Origin of the sequence: Maridesulfovibrio zosterae DSM 11974, from assembly GCF_000425265.1 — a bacterium.
Classification (GTDB): Bacteria; Desulfobacterota; Desulfovibrionia; order Desulfovibrionales; family Desulfovibrionaceae; genus Maridesulfovibrio; species Maridesulfovibrio zosterae.
On sequence record NZ_AUDC01000010.1, the window covers coordinates 762,055 to 780,997 of the forward strand.

Below are 18,943 nucleotides of genomic sequence, written 5' to 3' on the forward strand. Positions count from 1 at the left end.
ATGAAGAAGATTTTTAACATCAGCGCAATAGTTGCCCTTATTCTCGTAATGTCCAGCGCGGTTTTCGCCATGGATATGGACCATTCCGGTCACGGTGGGCATGGGAAAGGGGAAATGAAAGGCTCCATGCATGACGGTATCGGCATGATGGAAAAAGGTCTGGCTCACATGAAGCACGGGGCAAAGCTGATGCATGATCCCGCCACCATGAAAGAAGGTATGGGATTCATGAACAAAGAAATGATGCCCATGCATAACGGTATGAAGATGATCGAAAAAGGTGCTGAGGGCGGCAAGCATCACTCCATGGTCAAAGGCTCCATGGGCCACGCCAACAAGGGCATGATGGAAATGATGAAAGGTATGGGCTTGGTTAAGAAAGGGGACAGCAAAGGTTATCAGATGATGGACAGCGGTCTTGAGAAGATGGAGAAGTCCCTTGAAGAAGTTAAGGGAATCTCAGGCATGTAGTTCCTGCTGATTGCTTAAGGATTGAAAAGGCAGCCTTCCGGGTATGGAGGGCTGCCTTTCTTGTTTAGACCGGACAGTGTTCCACTTCATCCAAACTGCTGTCAGCAGGAAAAAGAACAAGGTCTTCAACTTCTTGATAGATCCCGATGCGTTGCCCTACTGCATGCTGATGATGGCTGGGAACCAGTGAAAGAATCTCTTCGCCATTATCGAGCTTTAGCTTGTAGAGTATGTTCGGGCCACGGAATGTTTTTGCAATAATTTCTGCACCGTAAGGACTGTCGTCATCATGAATAACGTCTTCGGGCCGGATAAGCAGCTTTGCCTGTGTGCCGGATTCAAGATTCAGCTTGAAATCTGATTGCAATTCGCCCAAGGCACATTTGATGGTATTGCCCTCGACAATTTCTGCATCAATAAATACGCCTTCACCCACAAAACCTGCCACCACCGGATTGCTCGGATGATGATATATGGAATGGGGGGTGTCCCACTGCTGCATACTGCCGCAGGAAAGCACGCCGACTTTATCTGCCATGGCAAAGGCTTCGTTCTGGTTGTGAGTGACCATGAGAGCCGTGATGGAACGGTCTTTCAGAATTTCCCTGATTTCGGTGGATAGTGTCTCGCGCAGGGCAACATCAAGGTTGGAGAATGGTTCGTCCATAAGTAGCAGTTTCGGCTCCGGCGCAAGGGCGCGGGCAAGGGCTACCCGCTGCTGCTGACCTCCTGAGAGTTCGTGCGGGTATTTGTCGCCTGATCCATCAAGTTCTACTGTTCTTAACAAGTCATCAATGCGTTTACTTCTTTCAGCTGGGGGCAGTTCCTCAATTCCGAAAGCGATGTTCTCTCCAACTTTAAGATGCGGGAAGAGGGCGTAGTCCTGAAAGACCATTCCAATATTGCGTTTCTCTGGAGGAACAGTCCTTTGTCCTGCCACGAGTTTGTCTGCGATGATGATTGAACCTGCGGCAATGTCTTCGAATCCTGCGATGGTTCTGAGCAAGGTGGTCTTGCCGCATCCGCTGGGACCGAGCAAGCAGCCGATTTCCCCTTCTTCAAGGGAGAAGGTCACGTTTTTTACCGCGTGGAATTGATCATAAAATTTATCTATATTTTTAACTTTTAAAAGAGCAGTCATGGTGGCTCCTATTTGTCCATCTGTCTGGTCAGCAGTATTACCGGGAACAGGCCCACAAGGATGAGAATTACAGCCGGAACAGCCGCAAGCTCCCATTCCCCTTCGGAAGTGTATTCATAAATTTTTACCGCCAGAGTATCCCAGCCGAAGGGACGCATCATTAAAGTGATGGGCATTTCCTTCATCACATCCACCAGCACCAGAATTGCCCCGGTGAACAATCCTTTTTTCAGCATGGGCATGTAGACCCGGCGCAGCATGTTCATCCCGGTTGCGCCTAAGGTGCGGGCGGCTTCGCCGATTGAAGGGGTGATGCGTTGGATGGCACTGTCTACCGCTCCGAATCCGGCAGCAAGGAAGCGTATTCCGTAGGCCGCAATCATCAATCCCAGCGAACCTTGAATCATGTTGCTGCTGTCGATTCCCAAGGGCTTGAACACGGTGGCGAGGGTACTGTCCAGCCATGCCGCAGGAATGAATATTCCTACCGCGAGCACTGTTCCGGGCAATGCATAACCGAGGGTGGCAATGCGGCTGGACCAGTTCATGAGCGGACCGGGATCATTCCTTTTGGCAAAGGAAAGGGCCAGAGCGGCAGCTGTGGTGATGGCTGCTCCGGCAAGTCCCAGCAGCAGGGTGTTCAGTCCGTATTCAAGGTAACGCCCAAGATCGCTTTCAATGGCTTCAAATCCCCATTGCAAAAGCTTGATGCACGGCAATGCAAAGGCCAGAAAGAACATCATCGAGCAGCTCGCAAAGGCCAGCCATTTCCATGGCCCGGAAAGCTGGAGCCGATCAGTTTTATTGCTTCTCCCCGCTTCGGTATAGCGCATTCTGGAGCGCATTTTTTGTTCAGCCACCAGTGCAGTGAGGACAATAATTGCGAGGATCGAGGAAAGTTGGGCCGCGCTTTCAAGGGAAAACATGCCGAACCAGGCCTTGTAGATGGCATTGGTGAAAGTATCGTAGTTAAAGATGGAAACCGCGCCGAAATCCGCAAGGCTCTCCATGCAGACCAGCACTAGTCCGGCGGCAATGAACGGGCGGGCCATGGGCAATGCGACTTTAAAGAATGCTCTCGACGGGGAAAGACCCAGTGTGCGGGCAGCTTCAATGGCAGTACGTCCCTGAGTCATGAACGCGCTACGGCTCATGAGGTAGACGTAGGGGTAGAATGCAAGGGAAAGGATCAGCGAAACACCGCCGAAATTGCGGATATCGATAAACCCTATTGCGGGAAATATTGACCTGATAAATGACTGCACGGGGCCGGTGAAGTCGAATATTCCAAGGTAGACAAAGGCGAATACGTAGGGGGGAATGGCAAAGGGCAGTACCAGCGCCCATGAGAAAAATTTACGTCCGGGGAATTCGCAGGCTCCGGTCAGCCAGCCCAGCCCCACACCGCTGAAGGCAGTAAGCGGAATGATACAGATGAGCAGCAGGACAGTGTTTACGGCTAAGGTAGAGAGTACGTTTTCAGCCAGATGTGACCATATTTCTGGATTGGGCGAAAGCAGAAAGCTTAGAATAACCAGCAATGGTGCGGCGGCAACAAGCGCAAGTGCTCCGGCAAGGGCGAACCATGCCGGAGACTTGATGCGAATGTTCATCCGCCGGGAGACTGGAGGCTTTCCCCCGGCGGTATTGTGGGTAATCTCTTGAGCCATACTTTTTATTTGTATCCGGCGCGATCCATAAGCTTGATAGCTTCGGCCTGATATTCACCGTATTTGGAGACATTCATGGGATTTTCCTTGAATTCTCCCCATGCAGCTACGATAGGATCGGGCTTAACTTCGGGGTTAACGGGATATTCCATGTTCAGGGAAGCGAACTTGCCCTGTGCCTTTGCAGAGGAAAGCCATTCAAGGAGTTTGACGGCTTCTTCCTTATGCTTGGCATGGGCGGTAACGCCTGCACCGGAAACATTCACATGCACACCGCTGGTTTTCTGGTTGGGCCAGAAAATCGCGAGGGGCAGGTCGGGATTCTTCTTGAGCAGACGACCGAAGTAGTAGGTGTTGACCACAGCCACATCACCCACTCCGGCAACAATTGCTTCAAGGGTTTTGGTGTCGCTGGAAAATGGTGTCACAGGCATGTTGTTAACCCATGACTTGACGATTTTTTCGGTTTCAGCTGCGCCTTTTTCCGCGATGAAAGATGCTACGAGGGACTGATTGTATACCTTTTTGGAAGTTCTGAGCAAGAGGCGGTCTTTCCATTTAGCATCGCCAAGTGCTTCGTAGGTGCTGAGTTCTTCGGGCTTAACTTTGTTTTTGTTGTAAACGATTGTGCGGGCACGCACGGAAAGTCCGGCCCAGCGGTTTTCAGGATCACGCAGGTGGGCGGGGACATTCTTTTCAAGTGTTGCGGATTTCACCGGGGCCAGCACGCCTTCGTTGGCAGCATGCCAGAGGTTACCGGCATCAACGGTGATGAAAAGGTCTGCCGGGGTGTTTGCGCCTTCAGCCTTGATGCGTTCGAGCAGGGCACCAGCTTTACCGGTGATGTATTTGACCTTAACTCCGGTTTCAGCGGTGTAGGCTTCGAAAAGAGGTTTGATGAGGTGTTCTTTGCGCGCGGAGTAGACAACTACTTCAGAAGCAAATGCTGCTGCGGACCACGCGGTGACCATAATTGCTGTGATGGCAAGGGTAATCAGTTTTTTCATTATTTTTCTCCCTAAATGGTTTTGTTATGACTTTGAAATTGAATTTCAATAACAGATAATGACGGTATGGAATTATGTCAAGATAGGCGAGTAAGTGGTCGCTTTGAATGCTATATCTAGTATTATTAGGTGTTTATAAGATTTGTTTTGTGGTGGCTTAATCCTGATTTTGTAAAAATTATACCAAAATAGTATGATTTCGATAGTCCTGAATGACTAAGGAGCTGAAATTTTGTATAAAATATTTTGAAAAAGTTTTAGTCAATGATGCTTGGTTCAAGTTGCCAATTTAAGGGCAGCGCCTCCAGTTTCACGGAAAGATGAAAAATAGATTGTCCAAAATAGTTGAAAATTGAAGGTAAATTTTTAGCAAAATTGACAAGCTAATTTTCAATTAGTGGTTTTTGATTTGAGTTTTGAGGCCTTTTTTGGACAAACTTTATTTTTAATCCACAATAGTTGTGGGTGAGTAATAAAGATCTTTACTGAGTAATAAAAAAGTAAACTAAAGCCGCTTCTGTTAGATTAAAATACGATCTAAAACAGGAGCGGCTTTTTTATGGAAAAATAAGTGGATCAAAGAAGGGCGTGGTGAAGGTCGCGGGCCAGTCTATTCTCCATGGCTGCGAGTTCGAGATGTTGCTTCCAAAGGCAGGTATCATCGAGTTTTCAGTCACAAATCACGGCGATCACATCATCTTTCTTTCTTAAATACAATTGTTCATTCTTTTTACTGAGTGTGTTTAAAAAGATGGTGGGGTATTCACCCATAGAACGCGGGTGACAGTTTTGCCGGGGTTGGAATATCCATGTGACAATTCAGATCTGAACACAAAAGAATCCCCTTCATTTAAAATATATGTTGCGTCATCTACAATCAGCTCAAGAGTTCCCTCTAAGACATAGCCTAAATCTTCTCCCTCATGCTTGTACGTGCCGTTTGTGCTCGCTCCTGGCTGGACTACATGAATATTGGCCTGAAGTAATCTGTTTACGGAATGCGGGGCCAGAGCTTCCATAACAATCCCTTCTTTAGAACGCGTGGATGAAATGGTAAGTTTTGGCCGCTCTGAAGCACGGATGATCATAGTTTCATCTTCACCATCGGCAATAAGTGCAGCGGCATTTGTATTCAGAGCTATTGCAATACGCTGCAACGCTTTCAGTGACGGGCTGGCCTTTCCGTTTTCAATTTTGGAAATCATGCTTTCCGAACACTCTGATTTCTTTGCGAGTTCAGCCATCTTCAGCCCCATCATCATGCGTCTGTGTCTGATACGCACGCCGAAGCTAGCATCTTCCTTACTACTTAAGTTTCCGTTTTCACTTGTTTTGGGCATATACATTCCTATGTAGGTTTATCATTCATGTGACTTGAATATAACTTAACATTCAGACAATGCAAGTAACATTTTGTGACAAAAAGGTAAGTCCATTTTTGTCATAATAGAGTGTATACTTATCATTTATGTAAATATTTTCACTTATTTTTTATAAGTATAGTAAGGCTAATTTACAATTATGCCTAATATACGGTGTTTATCAGATTATGGCATACCGCTTGCAAATCGTTCAAGAGACTTGAATATGAATACACCTACTGGAGGGAAAATGAGTAAAAAAAGTCCTTTTGATGAAACCATGGTTGAGCTGACGCGAGATTGTTCAGACAGTCCTCTCTATAATGAAGACCTTGCCCCTACATGTATTAAGAACAGAACATGGACTATATACAGTTATATAGCACTCTGGATGGGAATGAGCTTCTGTGTCCCTACATATCTTATGGCAGCAGGTTTTATTGCTGCAGGTATGAGCTGGTCTCAAGCAACATTTACCGTACTGCTCGGAAATGCCATCATTTTGATCCCAATGCTTCTAAACGGACGCATCGGGGTTCGCTACGGCCTGTCCTTTCCTGTTTTCTGCAGAGCACCATTTGGAACTAAGGGAGCAAACATCCCGGCACTTGCTAGAGCTCTTGTGGCTTGTGGCTGGTTCGGAATTCAGACATGGATCGGTGGCGCGGCGTTAAATGCGCTTTTCGCGCTTGTTATCCCAGGCTGGGACTCTATTTCCTTTAATATATGGATTAGCTTCTTTTTCTTCTGGTTCCTTAATATCTTTATCGTCTATAGAGGGATGGATGCCGTCAAGAAATTTGAACACTTAACAGCTCCTTTACTTCTTGTCTTCGCTGTAGGACTTTTTGTCTGGGCGGTAACTCATGCCGGCGGATTCGGGCCAATTATGTCTCAGCCTTCCAAGTTTCACAGTCTCGGTGAATTCTTGCCTGTTTTCATTCCATCTCTAACAGGTTGTATCGGATTCTGGGCGACTCTTTCTCTTAATATTCCAGATTTTACCAGATTTGCAAAATCGCAGAAAGATCAAATAATCGGCCAGTCTATCGGACTGCCTTTCTCTATGACTTGTTTTGCACTGATAGCTATCCTGACCGCATCCGCTACAGTAATAATCTTTGGTAAAGCAATTTGGGATCCGGTCGAAATCGTAAAACAGTTCGATAGTCCTCTGCTGGTTATCATTGGAACACTTTGTGTAACACTTGCAACTCTTACTACTAATATAGCTGCAAACGTTGTTTCTCCTGCCTATGACTTTGCACACATTGCCCCTAAGATAATTGACTTTAAACGTGGCGCATTAATCACTGGAATTATCGGCATTGCCATGATGCCTTGGAAACTTCTTTCTGATTTTGGATCATATATTTTCGGCTGGCTCGTTGGTTATTCTGCACTACTCGGTCCTATCTGTGCAATCATGCTTGCCGATTATTTCATCATACGGAATCGTGAAATTGATTTAGACCAGATGTTTGTTGAAGACGGTATCTACAGTTATGGTAATGGATACAACGTAAAAGCATTTATCGCCATGGGAGCCGGAATTTTAATGGGCCTCATTGGATTAGTAGTTCCATCTTTGTCCTTTCTTTATAATTATGCATGGTTCGTAGGGTTCTTTACTTCAGGAGTATCCTACGTAGCCCTTATGAAACAAGAAAGACGCGTAGCTGAAGCTTATTAACCCCTGTAAGATAACTGGCCTGCGTCTTTAATGCCGCAGGCCAATAAAAGGACTTCAAATGACATACGATATTATTCTCACAGGCGGATTGGTTGTAACAGCCTCTGACACTTTCAAAGCTGATGTGGCTATTAAAAACGGACAGATTGCTGCTTTAAGTGACAGCTTTGATTGCAAAGCAATAAAGACTATCGACTGTTCAGGGAAATATATTCTACCAGGTGGAATAGATGTTCATACCCATATGGAAATGCCTTTTGGCGGAACGACTTCCAAAGACACTTTTGAAACCGGTTCCATTGCCGCAGCACATGGCGGCACAACGTCAATTGTAGATTTTTGTATTCAGGGCAAAGGGCAGTCCCTGCGAGAAGCTCTTGATGGATGGCATGCAAAAGCTGATGGTAAGTCCTGCATCGACTATGCTTTTCACGTAGCGATAACAGATATGACTGACGAGATTTTAAGTGAGATGCCTGAAATCATTAAACAGGGATATCCCAGCTTTAAGCTTTTCATGGTTTATGACGGATTACGCGTTTCGGACGGAACATTTCTAAAAGCACTCAAGGTCGCCCGGGATAACGGGGGACTGGTCTGCGTGCATGCTGAAAATAATGATGTTGTTGTGAATAATATTGGCGAACTTCTGGCCGAAGGTAAAACAGCGCCAAAATATCATGCTGCTGCCCGACCTCCACTAGCTGAAGGAGAAGCTACAGGACGCGCCTGCAAGTTAGCGAGGATAACAGACGGCCCATTGTACGTTGTACATTTGACCTGTAGCGAATCTCTGGAAGAAGTGGTTCGTGCGCGCAAAGCCGGAGCTTCAGTCATGGCTGAAACTTGTCCGCAATATCTCTATCTTTCAACAGATAATTATGAAGAACCAAATTTCAATGGGGCCAAATACGTGATGAGCCCACCTCTACGCGCTGCGGAGAATCAGGCTCCACTTTGGAACGCTCTTAAAAATGGCGACCTTCAGACTGTTGCTACTGATCATTGTCCTTTTGATTTCAAGGGACAAAAGGAAATGGGCAAAGATGATTTTACGAAAATACCTAACGGAGCCCCAGGAGTAGAACCGCGTATGTCTCTGCTCTATAAAGGAGTTGTTGAAGGTCGTTACTCTTTAAACAAAATGGTCGAAATTGCTTCAACTAATCCGGCAAAAATTATGGGAATGTACCCGCAAAAAGGTGTCATAGCTCCGGGAGCAGACGCTGATATCTGCATTTTTGATCCTGAAAAAAATGGCCCTATTAATCACGCCGAACTGCACGAGAATGTCGATTACACAACATTTGAAGGGATTAACGTTCCTGGACGACCTGTTTCAACTATTTCCGGTGGCAAGCTTATTGTCGACAACCAAAAATGGGTTGGCGAAAAAGGTAAAGGAGGCTTTATTAAGCGCGGCGCACCAATAATTTTATAAAAACAAATTCTATAGACCATCTTAACAATACAATATTCTAGGAGAAATTATCATGCTAAGTAAATTTAATGAACTTTCAGAATCTATGCGCGATGATGTAATCGCTTTCACTCAGAAACTTATTCAGACTCCTTCAATCAGTGGTGAGGAGGAAACTTTAGCGAAATTGACCGTAGAGAAGATGAAAGAGCTCGACTACGATGAAGTTTTTATTGATGACATAGGTAATGTAGTTGGAATCATCAAAGGCGACGGTTCCGGCCCCAGTGTTATGTACAACTCCCACATGGACCACGTTGACCCGGGTGATCTTTCCAACTGGAAGTATGATCCCTACGGCGGTGAAATTGTAGACGGTTATGTTCATGGACGCGCCGCATCTGATGTAAAATCAGGCATGGCTGCTCAGATTTATGCAGGTGCACTACTTAAAAAGGCAGGAGTTCAGCTCAAAGGTGATTTTATTTACACCGGAGTTGTCCAGGAAGAACCTGCCGAGATGTACGGCATGGCCTACCTTTGTAATAATACTTTTAAGGAACGCGATATAACTTTCGATGCCATGATATCCTCTGAAGCAACCTCGATGAACCTTTATCTTGGACATCGCGGACGCATTGAAATGGAAGTTACAACCAAAGGCCGTACCAGCCACGGTTCTGCTCCTTGGCGCGGTGTGAACGCTGTCTACAAAATGATGCCTGTCATTGAAGAAGTGCAGAAACTTTACGAGAATCTGCCTGAAGATAAATTCCTTGGACAAGCATCTCTGGCACTAACCATCATAGATTGTAAACCTGGCTTTTTATCCATTATACCAGATGTCTGCACTGTTGCCCTTGATCGACGTTTAATTCGCGGAGAGACCAAGGAAGATGCGATAGGACAGATTCAGGAAATTTTAGATCGTCTTGCCGCTGCTGACCCTGACTTCAAGGCAGAAGTCAATGTTAGAACAGTTCGTGAAACTTCATACAAGGGAATTTCCGCTGATTGCGAAAAATATATGAATCCATGGGCCATTGAAGAAGATGATGCCATGGTTGTTAAATGTGTTGAAGCTCTAAATGCCATCGGTCAAAAACCAGGATTCGGCAAGTGGGACTTTGGTACTGATGCATCACACATAACTGGTGTGATGGGCATTCCTTCCATTGGATATTCTCCCATGGAAGAAGAGTACGCTCATACTCCTTACGATTGCTGTAAAGTGGACAATATTGTCAAAGCTGTAGCAGGTAATGCTGCAATTGCCATAAAAATAGCTGGTTAATTGGGGGAGATCTAAAATGACTGATGAAGAAAGATATAAAGAAGCTAAGGAAAATGACCGGAAGTATATGATGCATTCCTGGTCAGTTCAGGAAAAGCTTTCCCCAGTCCTTGTTACCGGATGTGAAGGAATCTACTACTGGGACGAAACTGGTAAAAAGTATATGGATTTCGGTTCACAGTTAGTCAACCTGAATATAGGCCACAATCATCCCAAGGTACAACAGGCCATCAAAGATCAGGTTGATGATATTTGTTTTATTGGACCTCAATTCGCCAATGAAACCCGAGGTAAACTGGCTAAAAAAATTATCGAACTTCTTCCTGATAATTTTGGAAAGTGTTTCTTCACTATCGGCGGAGCTGACGCCAATGAAAATGCAATCAAGATGGCCCGTGCCTTTACCGGAAAAACTAAGATTTTTTCACGCTACCGTTCTTACCACGGAGCTACCTACGGAGCTATTTCGCTAAGTGGTGATCCTCGCAGACCCCCTGTAGAGCCGGGTATCCCCGGGGTTGTCCGTTTCTTTGATCCATATTGCTACCGCTGTCCGTTCGGTCATAAATACCCTGACTGCAAAATGGAATGTGCTACCCATCTTGAAGAAATAATCGGTTATGAAAATAAGGATACCTGCGCAGCTGTCCTTGTTGAATCTATCACAGGTACCAATGGTGTTTTTGTGCCGCCGGCTGGATACATGGAAAAATTACGCGAAATCTGCGATCGCAACGACATGCTCCTTATCTGTGATGAGGTCATGACAGGGTTCGGACGCACTGGTAAAATGTTCGGCTTTGAGAATTTCGATATTAAACCGGATATTATCACCATGGCTAAAGGCGTTAACTCCGGTTACGTTCCGCTGGGTGTAGCCTGTGTATCGCAGGAAATTGCCGACTGGTATGAAAGCAACATGCTTTGGTGCGGATTAACTTATTCAGGTCATCCTGTTTCCTGTGCCGCTGCTCTGGCAACCATAGAGGCCTACGAAGAAGAAAAGATCGTTGAGAACTCGGCAGCCTTAGGAGAAGTACTTAAAGAAGAACTCCTTGCCATGAAGGAAAAACATCCAAGTATCGGCGATGTACGCGTAAAAGGCCTCTTCGCCTGTATTGAAACCGTTAAAGACCGTGAAACCCGTGAACCTCTTGTTCCATGGAATGGTGCTCCCGGCGTGATGGGTGAAGTTGCTGCCAAAATGAAAGAACTCGGCGTTACTATGTTCGTGCGCTGGAATTTCATTTTCATTACTCCTCCATTAGTTATTACCAAGGAAGAACTTCTCAAAGGTCTTTCCTGCATATCTGAAGCTCTTAAAATAGCTGATGCAGCTTTGGAGAAATAAATATGAGCATGCAAATTTTCCAAGCTCCTGGAAGAATCATCTTTGGTTGCGGCAGTGTTAACTCCGTAGGTGAAGAATGTGCCAAGTACGGAACTACGGCTCTGGTTGTAACAGGTAAATCCTCTGCCGCTAAAACAGGAATGCTAGACAAGGTATCAGCTTCATTGAAGGAGTCAGGGGTTCTTCCTGTTCTTTTCGCTGAAGTAGAGCAAGATCCAAGTGTTAGTACTGTGAACAAAGGGGTTACTTTTGCCAGAGAAAAGGGATGCGATGTTATCGTAGCTCTTGGCGGAGGGAGCCCTCTTGATGCGGCAAAAGCAATTTCACTATTACTAACAAATAAAGGTGAAATTCAGGATTATGAAGGATTTAAACCTCATAAACACGGGATGCCGCTTATTGCTATCCCCACTACGGCAGGTACCGCCAGTGAAGTAACCCGTTTTACCGTAATCACAGACACTGAACGCAAACTAAAAATGCTTGTTGGTGGAGATGGAATCATCCCTAAGGCGGCCTTGCTCGACCCTGAACTGACTTTGACTATGCCTGCAGGCGTGACTGCTGCGACAGGAATGGATGCTCTAACTCACGCGATTGAGGCATATATATCACGCAGGGCTATGCCTTTGACAGACATTCATGCCATTAAAGCAATCGAGCTTATCGGCGGAAATTTGATTAAAGCTGTGACAGATCCAGAAAATATTATTGCCCGAGAAGCTATGCTTTTAGGACAACTACATGCAGGATTTGCCTTTTCAAACAGCTCGGTGGCGCTAGTTCATTCCATGTCTCGGCCACTGGGGGCTAACTTCTCGATCCCACATGGCAAAGCAAATGCTATGCTGCTACCAGCAGTTATGGATTATAATCGTCTGGCCTGCCCTGAAAAGCTTAAAGATGTTGCTTCAGCTCTCGGTGAAAATACAGATGGGCTTAGCCCTCGTGAAGGAGCTGTTGTCGGAGTTGAATCGCTGTTTGAAATATTCTCCGAAACGGGGTTACCCGCAACACTGGCTGAATACGGAGTTACAGAAAACGATCTTGAAGCACTGGCAGAAGACGCAATTGCTTCAGGTTCCACCGCTAATAATCCGAGAAAACCAATATTAAGCGACGTAATATCAATATATTCTTCTATTCTTGGCTCATAACCGTTTAGAAATAATCATGACCCGGGTTTTACTCCCGGGTCAATGTCTCAGAGGTTTAAGTATGAGTAAAATTATCGACCTTTCCGTTACCCAGAACGGCATAACTTTTCCCAATCCCTTTTTGCTTGCTTCGGCACCACCGACAGCATACGGGGAAAATATAATGCGGGCATTCGATCACGGATGGGGTGGTGCAGTGCTTAAAACACTCAAGCCTGACTTCATGGACATCAAGGATGTTACTCCGCGCTTTGCTACACTCAAAGATAAAAATAAAGTTCTTGGATTTCAAAATTTTGAACTGGTTACAAAGCGTTCTCTAGCCGATTGGCTTCCAGAGATAGAAGCGATAAAAAAGAAATATCCTAAGCATGGACTTATCGGCTCCATAATGGCTGATATAAAAAAAGAGTCGTGGCAGGAAATGGCCAAAAATGTTCAAGGAGCCGGATGTGACGGGCTTGAACTAAATTTTTCATGTCCTCACGGGATGCCGGAAAGAGGTATAGGTGCTGCTATCGGACAAGATCCAGAGATGGTTGAGCAGATAACCTCATGGGTCAAAGATGTGGCTGAAGTTCCGGTTTGGGTCAAAATAACTCCTAACGTTGCGACTCCGATTCCTCAAGCAGAAGCAGCTTTACGAGCTGGAGCAGACGGTTTGGCTGCAATTAATACAGTTCAATGCTTGATGGGTGTTGATATTGAAAATTTCAATCCCCTTCCTGCTGTGGAAGGCCAAACTACTTACGGAGGGTATTCCGGACGTGCTGTTAAGCCAATCGGACTGCGCATAGTTTCTCAGCTTGGCAAGATGGGAGTAAAATCAATTTCCGGTATCGGCGGAATTTCTGATTGGAAGGATGCGGTAGAATATATGCTGCTCGGCTCTACCACTGTTCAGGTGTGTACAGAAGTTATGCTACGTGGGTATGCTATAGTAGATACAATGATCGATCAGTTGACTGATTATCTTGGCCGTAAAGAAATATCTGCGATGGATTTAGTTGGCAAGGCACTACCATCCATCACCAACCATGAATCTCTTTCTCGGATACATCAGACTGTAATGCATGATCCTGAGCAATGTGTATCCTGTGGCAGATGTGTTATAGCTTGTTCTGATTCTGGCTATAGTGCTCTCAGAATGCTTAACCGCGAGATACTGCTGGAAACTGAAGAGTGTGACGGATGTTCCTTGTGCACTCATGTTTGTCCAACAGGCAGTATGTCTATGCGGGGAGCCTGCGCAAGACCTTAAATCTGTTTAATACAGTACTGATTACGAATTGTTTTACTGATAAGTAACCAATAATTTAAGGTGTTTTTATGTGTTGTTAGGATTTAAAATAGAGCAAGATCACAAGCCTTTTAGGCTTTTAATTCCCAAAAATCTTGTGGACGATTTAAATCGTAACTTGAAAAGAGGATTAGTACTGCTCAGTAAAGATCTTTATTTTTCAAACCCTAATTTTGCTCATTAAAAATACTGGGCTCCCGAAGCTTTGAGTAAAGAACTTTATTACTCACCCACAATAGTTACAGGTGAGTATTAATATTATAAAACCAACAGTAAAGCTGTATACTGAAGCCGCTTCTGTTAGATTGAAAATACGATCTAACAGAAGCGGCTTTTTTATGGCAAAAAGAAGTGGTGGCTTAACAAAGACAAAGATCAAGAAGTGGATCAAAGAAGGGCGTGGAAAAGGCCATGAACTGGACTATAAGCCTTGAATAAATGTCCGGGATATTGCTTCCAAAGGCCGATCTTATCAAGTTTTTGGGCATAAATCCTGTCGAACACATCACCTTTTTTCCGATCTGGAGCTGGCAGTCTTCTTAGCTCTTGGTTGGTCTCCCAAAATAACTGAAATACGAGAGCCGCTTCCTTTGTAAAAGATCTTCAAATAAAGGACTCACTGGTGTACTGATTCGCTCAGTCTGAGTGGAAATAACCTCTTCTGCAGGATGTCGATTATAGATTGCCATGTCCTGTGTGTTACACGTCAGTTTTTCATCAACTCGGTTGGACATGGCTTTTTCTAGGAAAAAATCTTTTGCACTATCGCCAGATATAGCAAGTCCTCACTCGTGGGATTTACGTAATATCCGAAACCCATTTTTGATTTGGAGCATTGGCCGTAAACTTTCGTGACAATAGTTTTGGTATATAATGTTTGCCTTGATGTGTTTTGGATAACGATGCTTACGCACTGTTTCATGTTTTAACTTTTAGGGTTGACAAAGCTTACATTTTACCTTTAATTGAAATTGAAACTCAACTTCAATTAAAATAAGTCAAGGAGAATTGTATGTTCATTGACGAGTCCTTTTGCGGATGTGGCGGCGATGTTAAACTAAATAACCGTAAGGCATCCAGAGTTTTATTTTTTGATATTTTGTTCGCCGAAGAGGCCGTGATCTTGATTGGCCTCGGAATCAAGTCTCTTGCTGAAAAGCACAGGTTGCCTGAATTTTTGATTAAACAGCACATGAAGCGCAATTTGTTTTTTGTTCCTCCTTCCGAGAATTTATATTTCCTTTTTACTGTCCCTGAGCTTGATGCTGACATGCATATTACTATTCCTCCATGCCATTGGGAGTTTGTTGGCGATGCGAAGGGTAAATATTTTCCGGACAGTGTGTAAGCTGTTTGTTTCTAATTCTTTTTAAAATTTATTCTATGCGAGGTGAGCATGAGTAAAATTCTTGTTGTATATGGTTCTACAACTGGAAATACAGAAAGTGTTGGCGAAGATATCGCTAAAATTCTGGAAGACAATGATCACAGTGTGGATATTCATAGGGCTTCAGAAGTCAGTGTAAATGGTCTGGCTGAAGGGTATGAGACTGTTTTTCTCGGATGCTCTACCTGGGGGGATGAGGAGATTGAACTACAGGATGATTTTATTCCTATTTATGAAGATCTCGATAAAGCCGGACTCTCAGGCAAAAATGTAGCTGTATTTGGATGTGGTGATTCCTCATATGAATATTTTTGCGGTGCTGTAGATGTTATCGAAGAAAAGTCTGAATCGCTTGGAGCGATCCTTTTATCAGATTCTTTGAAAATTGATGGAGATCCTGATTCAGACGAAGTTGCAATGTGGACAAAGACGGTTATGGCTAAAATGTAAATTGCTTTCTACTGGCTGAGAAAATTTCTACCTGCTTTTTGGTGGATAATTGCTGAAAGCGGTATTTTGTGGATGCCGCTTTCATTTTTTTGATAATTGTAATCTATTTTATTATTAAACAGTTTTAAAGTGAGAATATTTATGAAACCTAATCTGGTTACCAAGTCTCTGTATACACTTATAAAATCAAAGCAGCCTGTGTTTATATGGGGAGCACCCGGTGTCGGTAAAAGTCAGATAGTTAGACAAGTAGCGGAAAGCATGAATTATAAGTTAACAGATCTGCGCGCAGTGCTTCTTGATCCCGTTGACCTGCGTGGATTACCGAAGATCTCTGATGAAGGTGATGCCACTTGGTGTTCTCCATCGTTTTTGCCTAAAGAGGGTAAAGGAATTTTGTTTTTGGATGAACTTAATGCAGCTCCGCCTTTGGTTCAGGCTGCCTGCTATCAGTTGGTGCTGGACCGGAAACTCGGTGAATATAAACTGCCAGATGAGTGGGTTGTTATTGCTGCCGGTAACAGAGAGTCTGACAGGGCGGTTACCCATCGCATGCCATCCCCTCTCGCAAACAGATTTGTGCATCTTGATTTTGAGACCAGTGTAACAGACTGGCTTGATTGGGCTGCAGCAAATGATATTGCTGAAGAGTTGCGGTCTTTTATTAAATTCAGACCTAATCTACTTCATGATTTTGAACCGTCACGTAATGAGAAGGCTTTTCCGTCGCCTAGATCGTGGGAATTTGTATCTAATATTATCCATTCATGCCCTGTTCCGGAAGTCGAATATGAATTATTTAAAGGTACGGTAGGGGAGGGAGCTGCAGCAGAGTTTTTTGGTTTTAGTAAAATCTACCGGAGTTTGCCTGATCCTGAGTTCATTTTAAATTCACCGGCAAAGGCACCTATTCCAGAAGATCCAGCAACAATTTATGCCCTTTGTGAATCGATTGCATCAAAGGCAAATTTTGAAAATACAGAAAATATTATGACTTATGCTGCTCGACTTCCGGCCGAGTTTGCAGTGCTTTTGGTGCGCAATGCCGTTAAAAAAGAGCGCTCTATTGTGGATTGCGAAGGTTTTGTCTCATGGGCAACCGCTAATTCAGATATTTTATTTTAAGGGGTACTAATGAAAGCTGAGCGTAAGTTGCTTAAAGCACGGGCAGATCTTCTGCTGCACCAGCCATTTTTCGGGTCACTCTGCCTGCGCATGAATCCGGTTGAAGATAGAGCTTCTTCCAGCGCATGGACCGATGGGAAAACATTTGGTTACAATCCTTATTATATTGAAAAATTATCCGGGAGTCAGGTGGAGGGATTGCTTGCCCATACGATAATGCATCCGGCTTGCCAGCATCATAAACGCAGGAATGGACGTGATGAGCGAATCTGGAATATGGCCTGCGACCATTCTATTAATTGGATTTTACTTGAGGCAGGGTTTGATTTGCCTGACGGATACCTTGATGATGAAAAGTACCACGGCAAAACAGCTGAAGATATTTTTACAGAGTTAAATAAAGAATTTGATCAGGAAGGTAACCCTGGACTCCATAACCGGACAGGAATCACTGTCCGAACCTTTCTCCTATTCCATTTCCGCTCACAGTAAAGATAATGCACTGGATTTCAAATCAATTGTAGGTAAGGACGTTTCAGTAGCTATTCAACTGCCGGACGGAAAATCAGATAGATATATCAACGGGGTGGTAACCCGCTTTACCATGAGCCTCAGCACTGTTGAAGCAACGCATTACACGCTGGAACTGCGACCGTGGCTGTGGCTTATGAGTATGCAGGCAGACTGCGCAGTGTTCCAGAACATGAGCGTGCCGGATATAGTTAAAAAGGTGTGTAACGATGCAGGGTATACGGACATAAGCGATAAGCTTACAGGAAGTTATGACCCGCGCGAATATACGGTGCAATATAATGAAACAGCTTTTGCCTTTGTCTCCCGCTTGATGGAAGAGGAAGGCATTTTTTATTTTTTTACCCATACAGCCAATGCTCATACCATGGTACTGGCAGATAGTGCAGAGACTTTTGCAGATTGCGAACAGGCGGACTCGCTGACATTTCATGCTAAAAACGTAAGCAATATACCTGCTAAGCAAATTACTGATGTTTCGCTTTCTCAACGCTCCATTACCGGAAAATACGGTACAGGTGATTATAATTTTGAAACCCCTGATACAGACCTTACTTCTACAGCTGCGGGGGAAAATAGTCGGATGATATATGAATATCCTGCGGGCTATACCGTCAAAAGTACAGGTGAAACCATTGCAGGCAGACGGCTTGATGGGCTGGAGGCAAACGAGAAGGTCCTCTCTGCTTCCTCTCCTGCATCAGGTCTCTGCGCTGGTGGAATCTTTACCGTAACAAAACATGATCGGCGTGATATCAATGCCAAATGGGCCGTTACTGCATTATCTATTTCAGCTTCCACCGAGTATTGCAGATACGGTGTTACCGCCATTCCTGCAGAAACTAAATATCGTCCAGTCAGTTCCTTCCCAAAACCGCGAGTTCCGGGCCCGCTTACCGCTGTGGTCACAGGTAAAGCCGGGGAAGAAATCTGGACTGATAAGTACGGACGCATCAAAGTGCATTTTTTTTGGGATAGGCAGGGTAAAAAGGATGAAAATTCGTCCTGCTGGGTGCGGGTTGCTCAGCCGTGGGCTGGTAAGGCATATGGAGCACTTTTTTTGCCACGCATAGGTCATGAAGTTGTGGTCAGTTTCATCAACGGTGATCCAGATAAGCCTCTGGTTACGGGAGCGGTTTATAATGCAAACCAGACTGTACCTTACACTCTACCGGATAACGCCACACGTACAGTTATTAAAACCAATTCCAGCAAGGATGCGCAAGGTTCTAATGAGCTGCGTTTTGAGGATAAGGCCGGTGAGGAGGAAGTGTTCATTCATGCGCAAAAGGATATGAATACTACCATTGAAAACGAACGTACTACTACCATCAAAAAAGCTGACGATACCCTGACGCTGGAAAAGGGCAACCGTTCTCTGGACATCCAGAAAGGAACTGAAACCCATCATGTAAAAGGTACACGCAGTGTTACGGTGGAAGATGCTGAAACGCGAACCAACAAAGCTGACTACACAGCAACTGTTGATGGTGACTACAATCTCACTGTTAAGGGAGCCATGACCTTGAAAGTAACTGGCGACATCACCATCTCATCTGACGGCAATGTTACCATAAAAGCAGGG

16 protein-coding genes are annotated in these 18,943 nt (G+C 44.6%); 12 read left to right on the forward strand and 4 right to left on the reverse strand.

Going from position 1 to position 18,943, the window contains the following annotated elements:
- Positions 1-471, forward strand: coding sequence for a hypothetical protein (locus H589_RS0104090; protein WP_027720855.1), 471 nt, complete (start codon positions 1-3; stop codon positions 469-471).
- Between the two features lie 64 nt (positions 472-535).
- On the opposite strand, the gene H589_RS0104095 is transcribed toward H589_RS0104090, so the two are convergent.
- The 4 genes from H589_RS0104095 to H589_RS0104110 form a co-directional block, all read right to left on the reverse strand.
- Positions 536-1,612: an ABC transporter ATP-binding protein gene (locus H589_RS0104095; RefSeq protein WP_027720856.1), complete on the reverse strand. Its 1,077-nt coding sequence runs from the start codon at positions 1,610-1,612 to the stop codon at positions 536-538.
- 8 nt (positions 1,613-1,620) lie between these two features.
- Positions 1,621-3,282 (reverse strand): ABC transporter permease, encoded by a 1,662-nt coding sequence (locus tag H589_RS0104100; RefSeq protein WP_027720857.1) that lies wholly within the window; start codon positions 3,280-3,282, stop codon positions 1,621-1,623.
- Positions 3,283-3,287: 5 nt separating this feature from the next.
- Entirely contained in the window at positions 3,288-4,289 is a 1,002-nt protein-coding gene (locus tag H589_RS0104105) for an extracellular solute-binding protein (protein ID WP_027720858.1), read from the reverse strand.
- Between the two features lie 743 nt (positions 4,290-5,032).
- Entirely contained in the window at positions 5,033-5,629 is a 597-nt protein-coding gene (locus tag H589_RS0104110) for a helix-turn-helix domain-containing protein (RefSeq protein ID WP_211225328.1), read from the reverse strand.
- 271 nt (positions 5,630-5,900) lie between these two features.
- Here H589_RS0104110 and H589_RS0104115 point away from each other — a divergent pair, with 271 nt between their 5' ends.
- From H589_RS0104115 to H589_RS19125, 11 genes are all read left to right on the forward strand, one after another.
- On the forward strand, positions 5,901-7,343 hold the full coding sequence (locus tag H589_RS0104115; protein ID WP_035074807.1) for an NCS1 family nucleobase:cation symporter-1: 1,443 nt from the start codon (positions 5,901-5,903) through the stop codon (positions 7,341-7,343).
- Positions 7,344-7,401: 58 nt separating this feature from the next.
- Entirely contained in the window at positions 7,402-8,784 is a 1,383-nt protein-coding gene (gene hydA / locus H589_RS0104120) for a dihydropyrimidinase (protein ID WP_035074810.1), read from the forward strand.
- Positions 8,785-8,836: 52 nt separating this feature from the next.
- Positions 8,837-10,057, forward strand: a complete 1,221-nt coding sequence (locus H589_RS0104125; RefSeq protein WP_035074813.1) for a YgeY family selenium metabolism-linked hydrolase — start codon at positions 8,837-8,839, stop codon at positions 10,055-10,057.
- A gap of 16 nt (positions 10,058-10,073) precedes the next feature.
- Complete coding sequence (locus tag H589_RS0104130) at positions 10,074-11,408, forward strand: aminotransferase class III-fold pyridoxal phosphate-dependent enzyme (RefSeq protein WP_027720863.1); 1,335 nt, start codon at positions 10,074-10,076, stop codon at positions 11,406-11,408.
- A gap of 2 nt (positions 11,409-11,410) precedes the next feature.
- A complete protein-coding gene (locus tag H589_RS0104135; protein WP_027720864.1) occupies positions 11,411-12,565 on the forward strand; it encodes an iron-containing alcohol dehydrogenase in 1,155 nt (384 codons plus the stop codon).
- Positions 12,566-12,626: 61 nt separating this feature from the next.
- Positions 12,627-13,826, forward strand: a complete 1,200-nt coding sequence (gene preA / locus H589_RS19120; RefSeq protein ID WP_051249615.1) for an NAD-dependent dihydropyrimidine dehydrogenase subunit PreA — start codon at positions 12,627-12,629, stop codon at positions 13,824-13,826.
- Positions 13,827-14,877: 1,051 nt separating this feature from the next.
- The gene (locus tag H589_RS0104150) at positions 14,878-15,213 is read left to right on the forward strand and encodes a hypothetical protein (protein ID WP_027720865.1); all 336 of its coding nucleotides are present in this window, start codon (positions 14,878-14,880) and stop codon (positions 15,211-15,213) included.
- A gap of 48 nt (positions 15,214-15,261) precedes the next feature.
- A complete protein-coding gene (locus H589_RS0104155; RefSeq protein WP_027720866.1) occupies positions 15,262-15,702 on the forward strand; it encodes a flavodoxin in 441 nt (146 codons plus the stop codon).
- Between the two features lie 141 nt (positions 15,703-15,843).
- Complete coding sequence (locus H589_RS0104160) at positions 15,844-16,827, forward strand: ATP-binding protein (RefSeq protein WP_027720867.1); 984 nt, start codon at positions 15,844-15,846, stop codon at positions 16,825-16,827.
- A 9-nt stretch (positions 16,828-16,836) separates the two neighbouring features.
- The gene (locus H589_RS0104165) at positions 16,837-17,319 is read left to right on the forward strand and encodes a DUF2201 family putative metallopeptidase (RefSeq protein WP_027720868.1); all 483 of its coding nucleotides are present in this window, start codon (positions 16,837-16,839) and stop codon (positions 17,317-17,319) included.
- On the forward strand, positions 17,234-18,943 hold a 1,710-nt coding region (locus H589_RS19125), incomplete at its 3' end, for a type VI secretion system Vgr family protein (RefSeq protein WP_156891629.1). The genes H589_RS0104165 and H589_RS19125, both read left to right, overlap by 86 nt.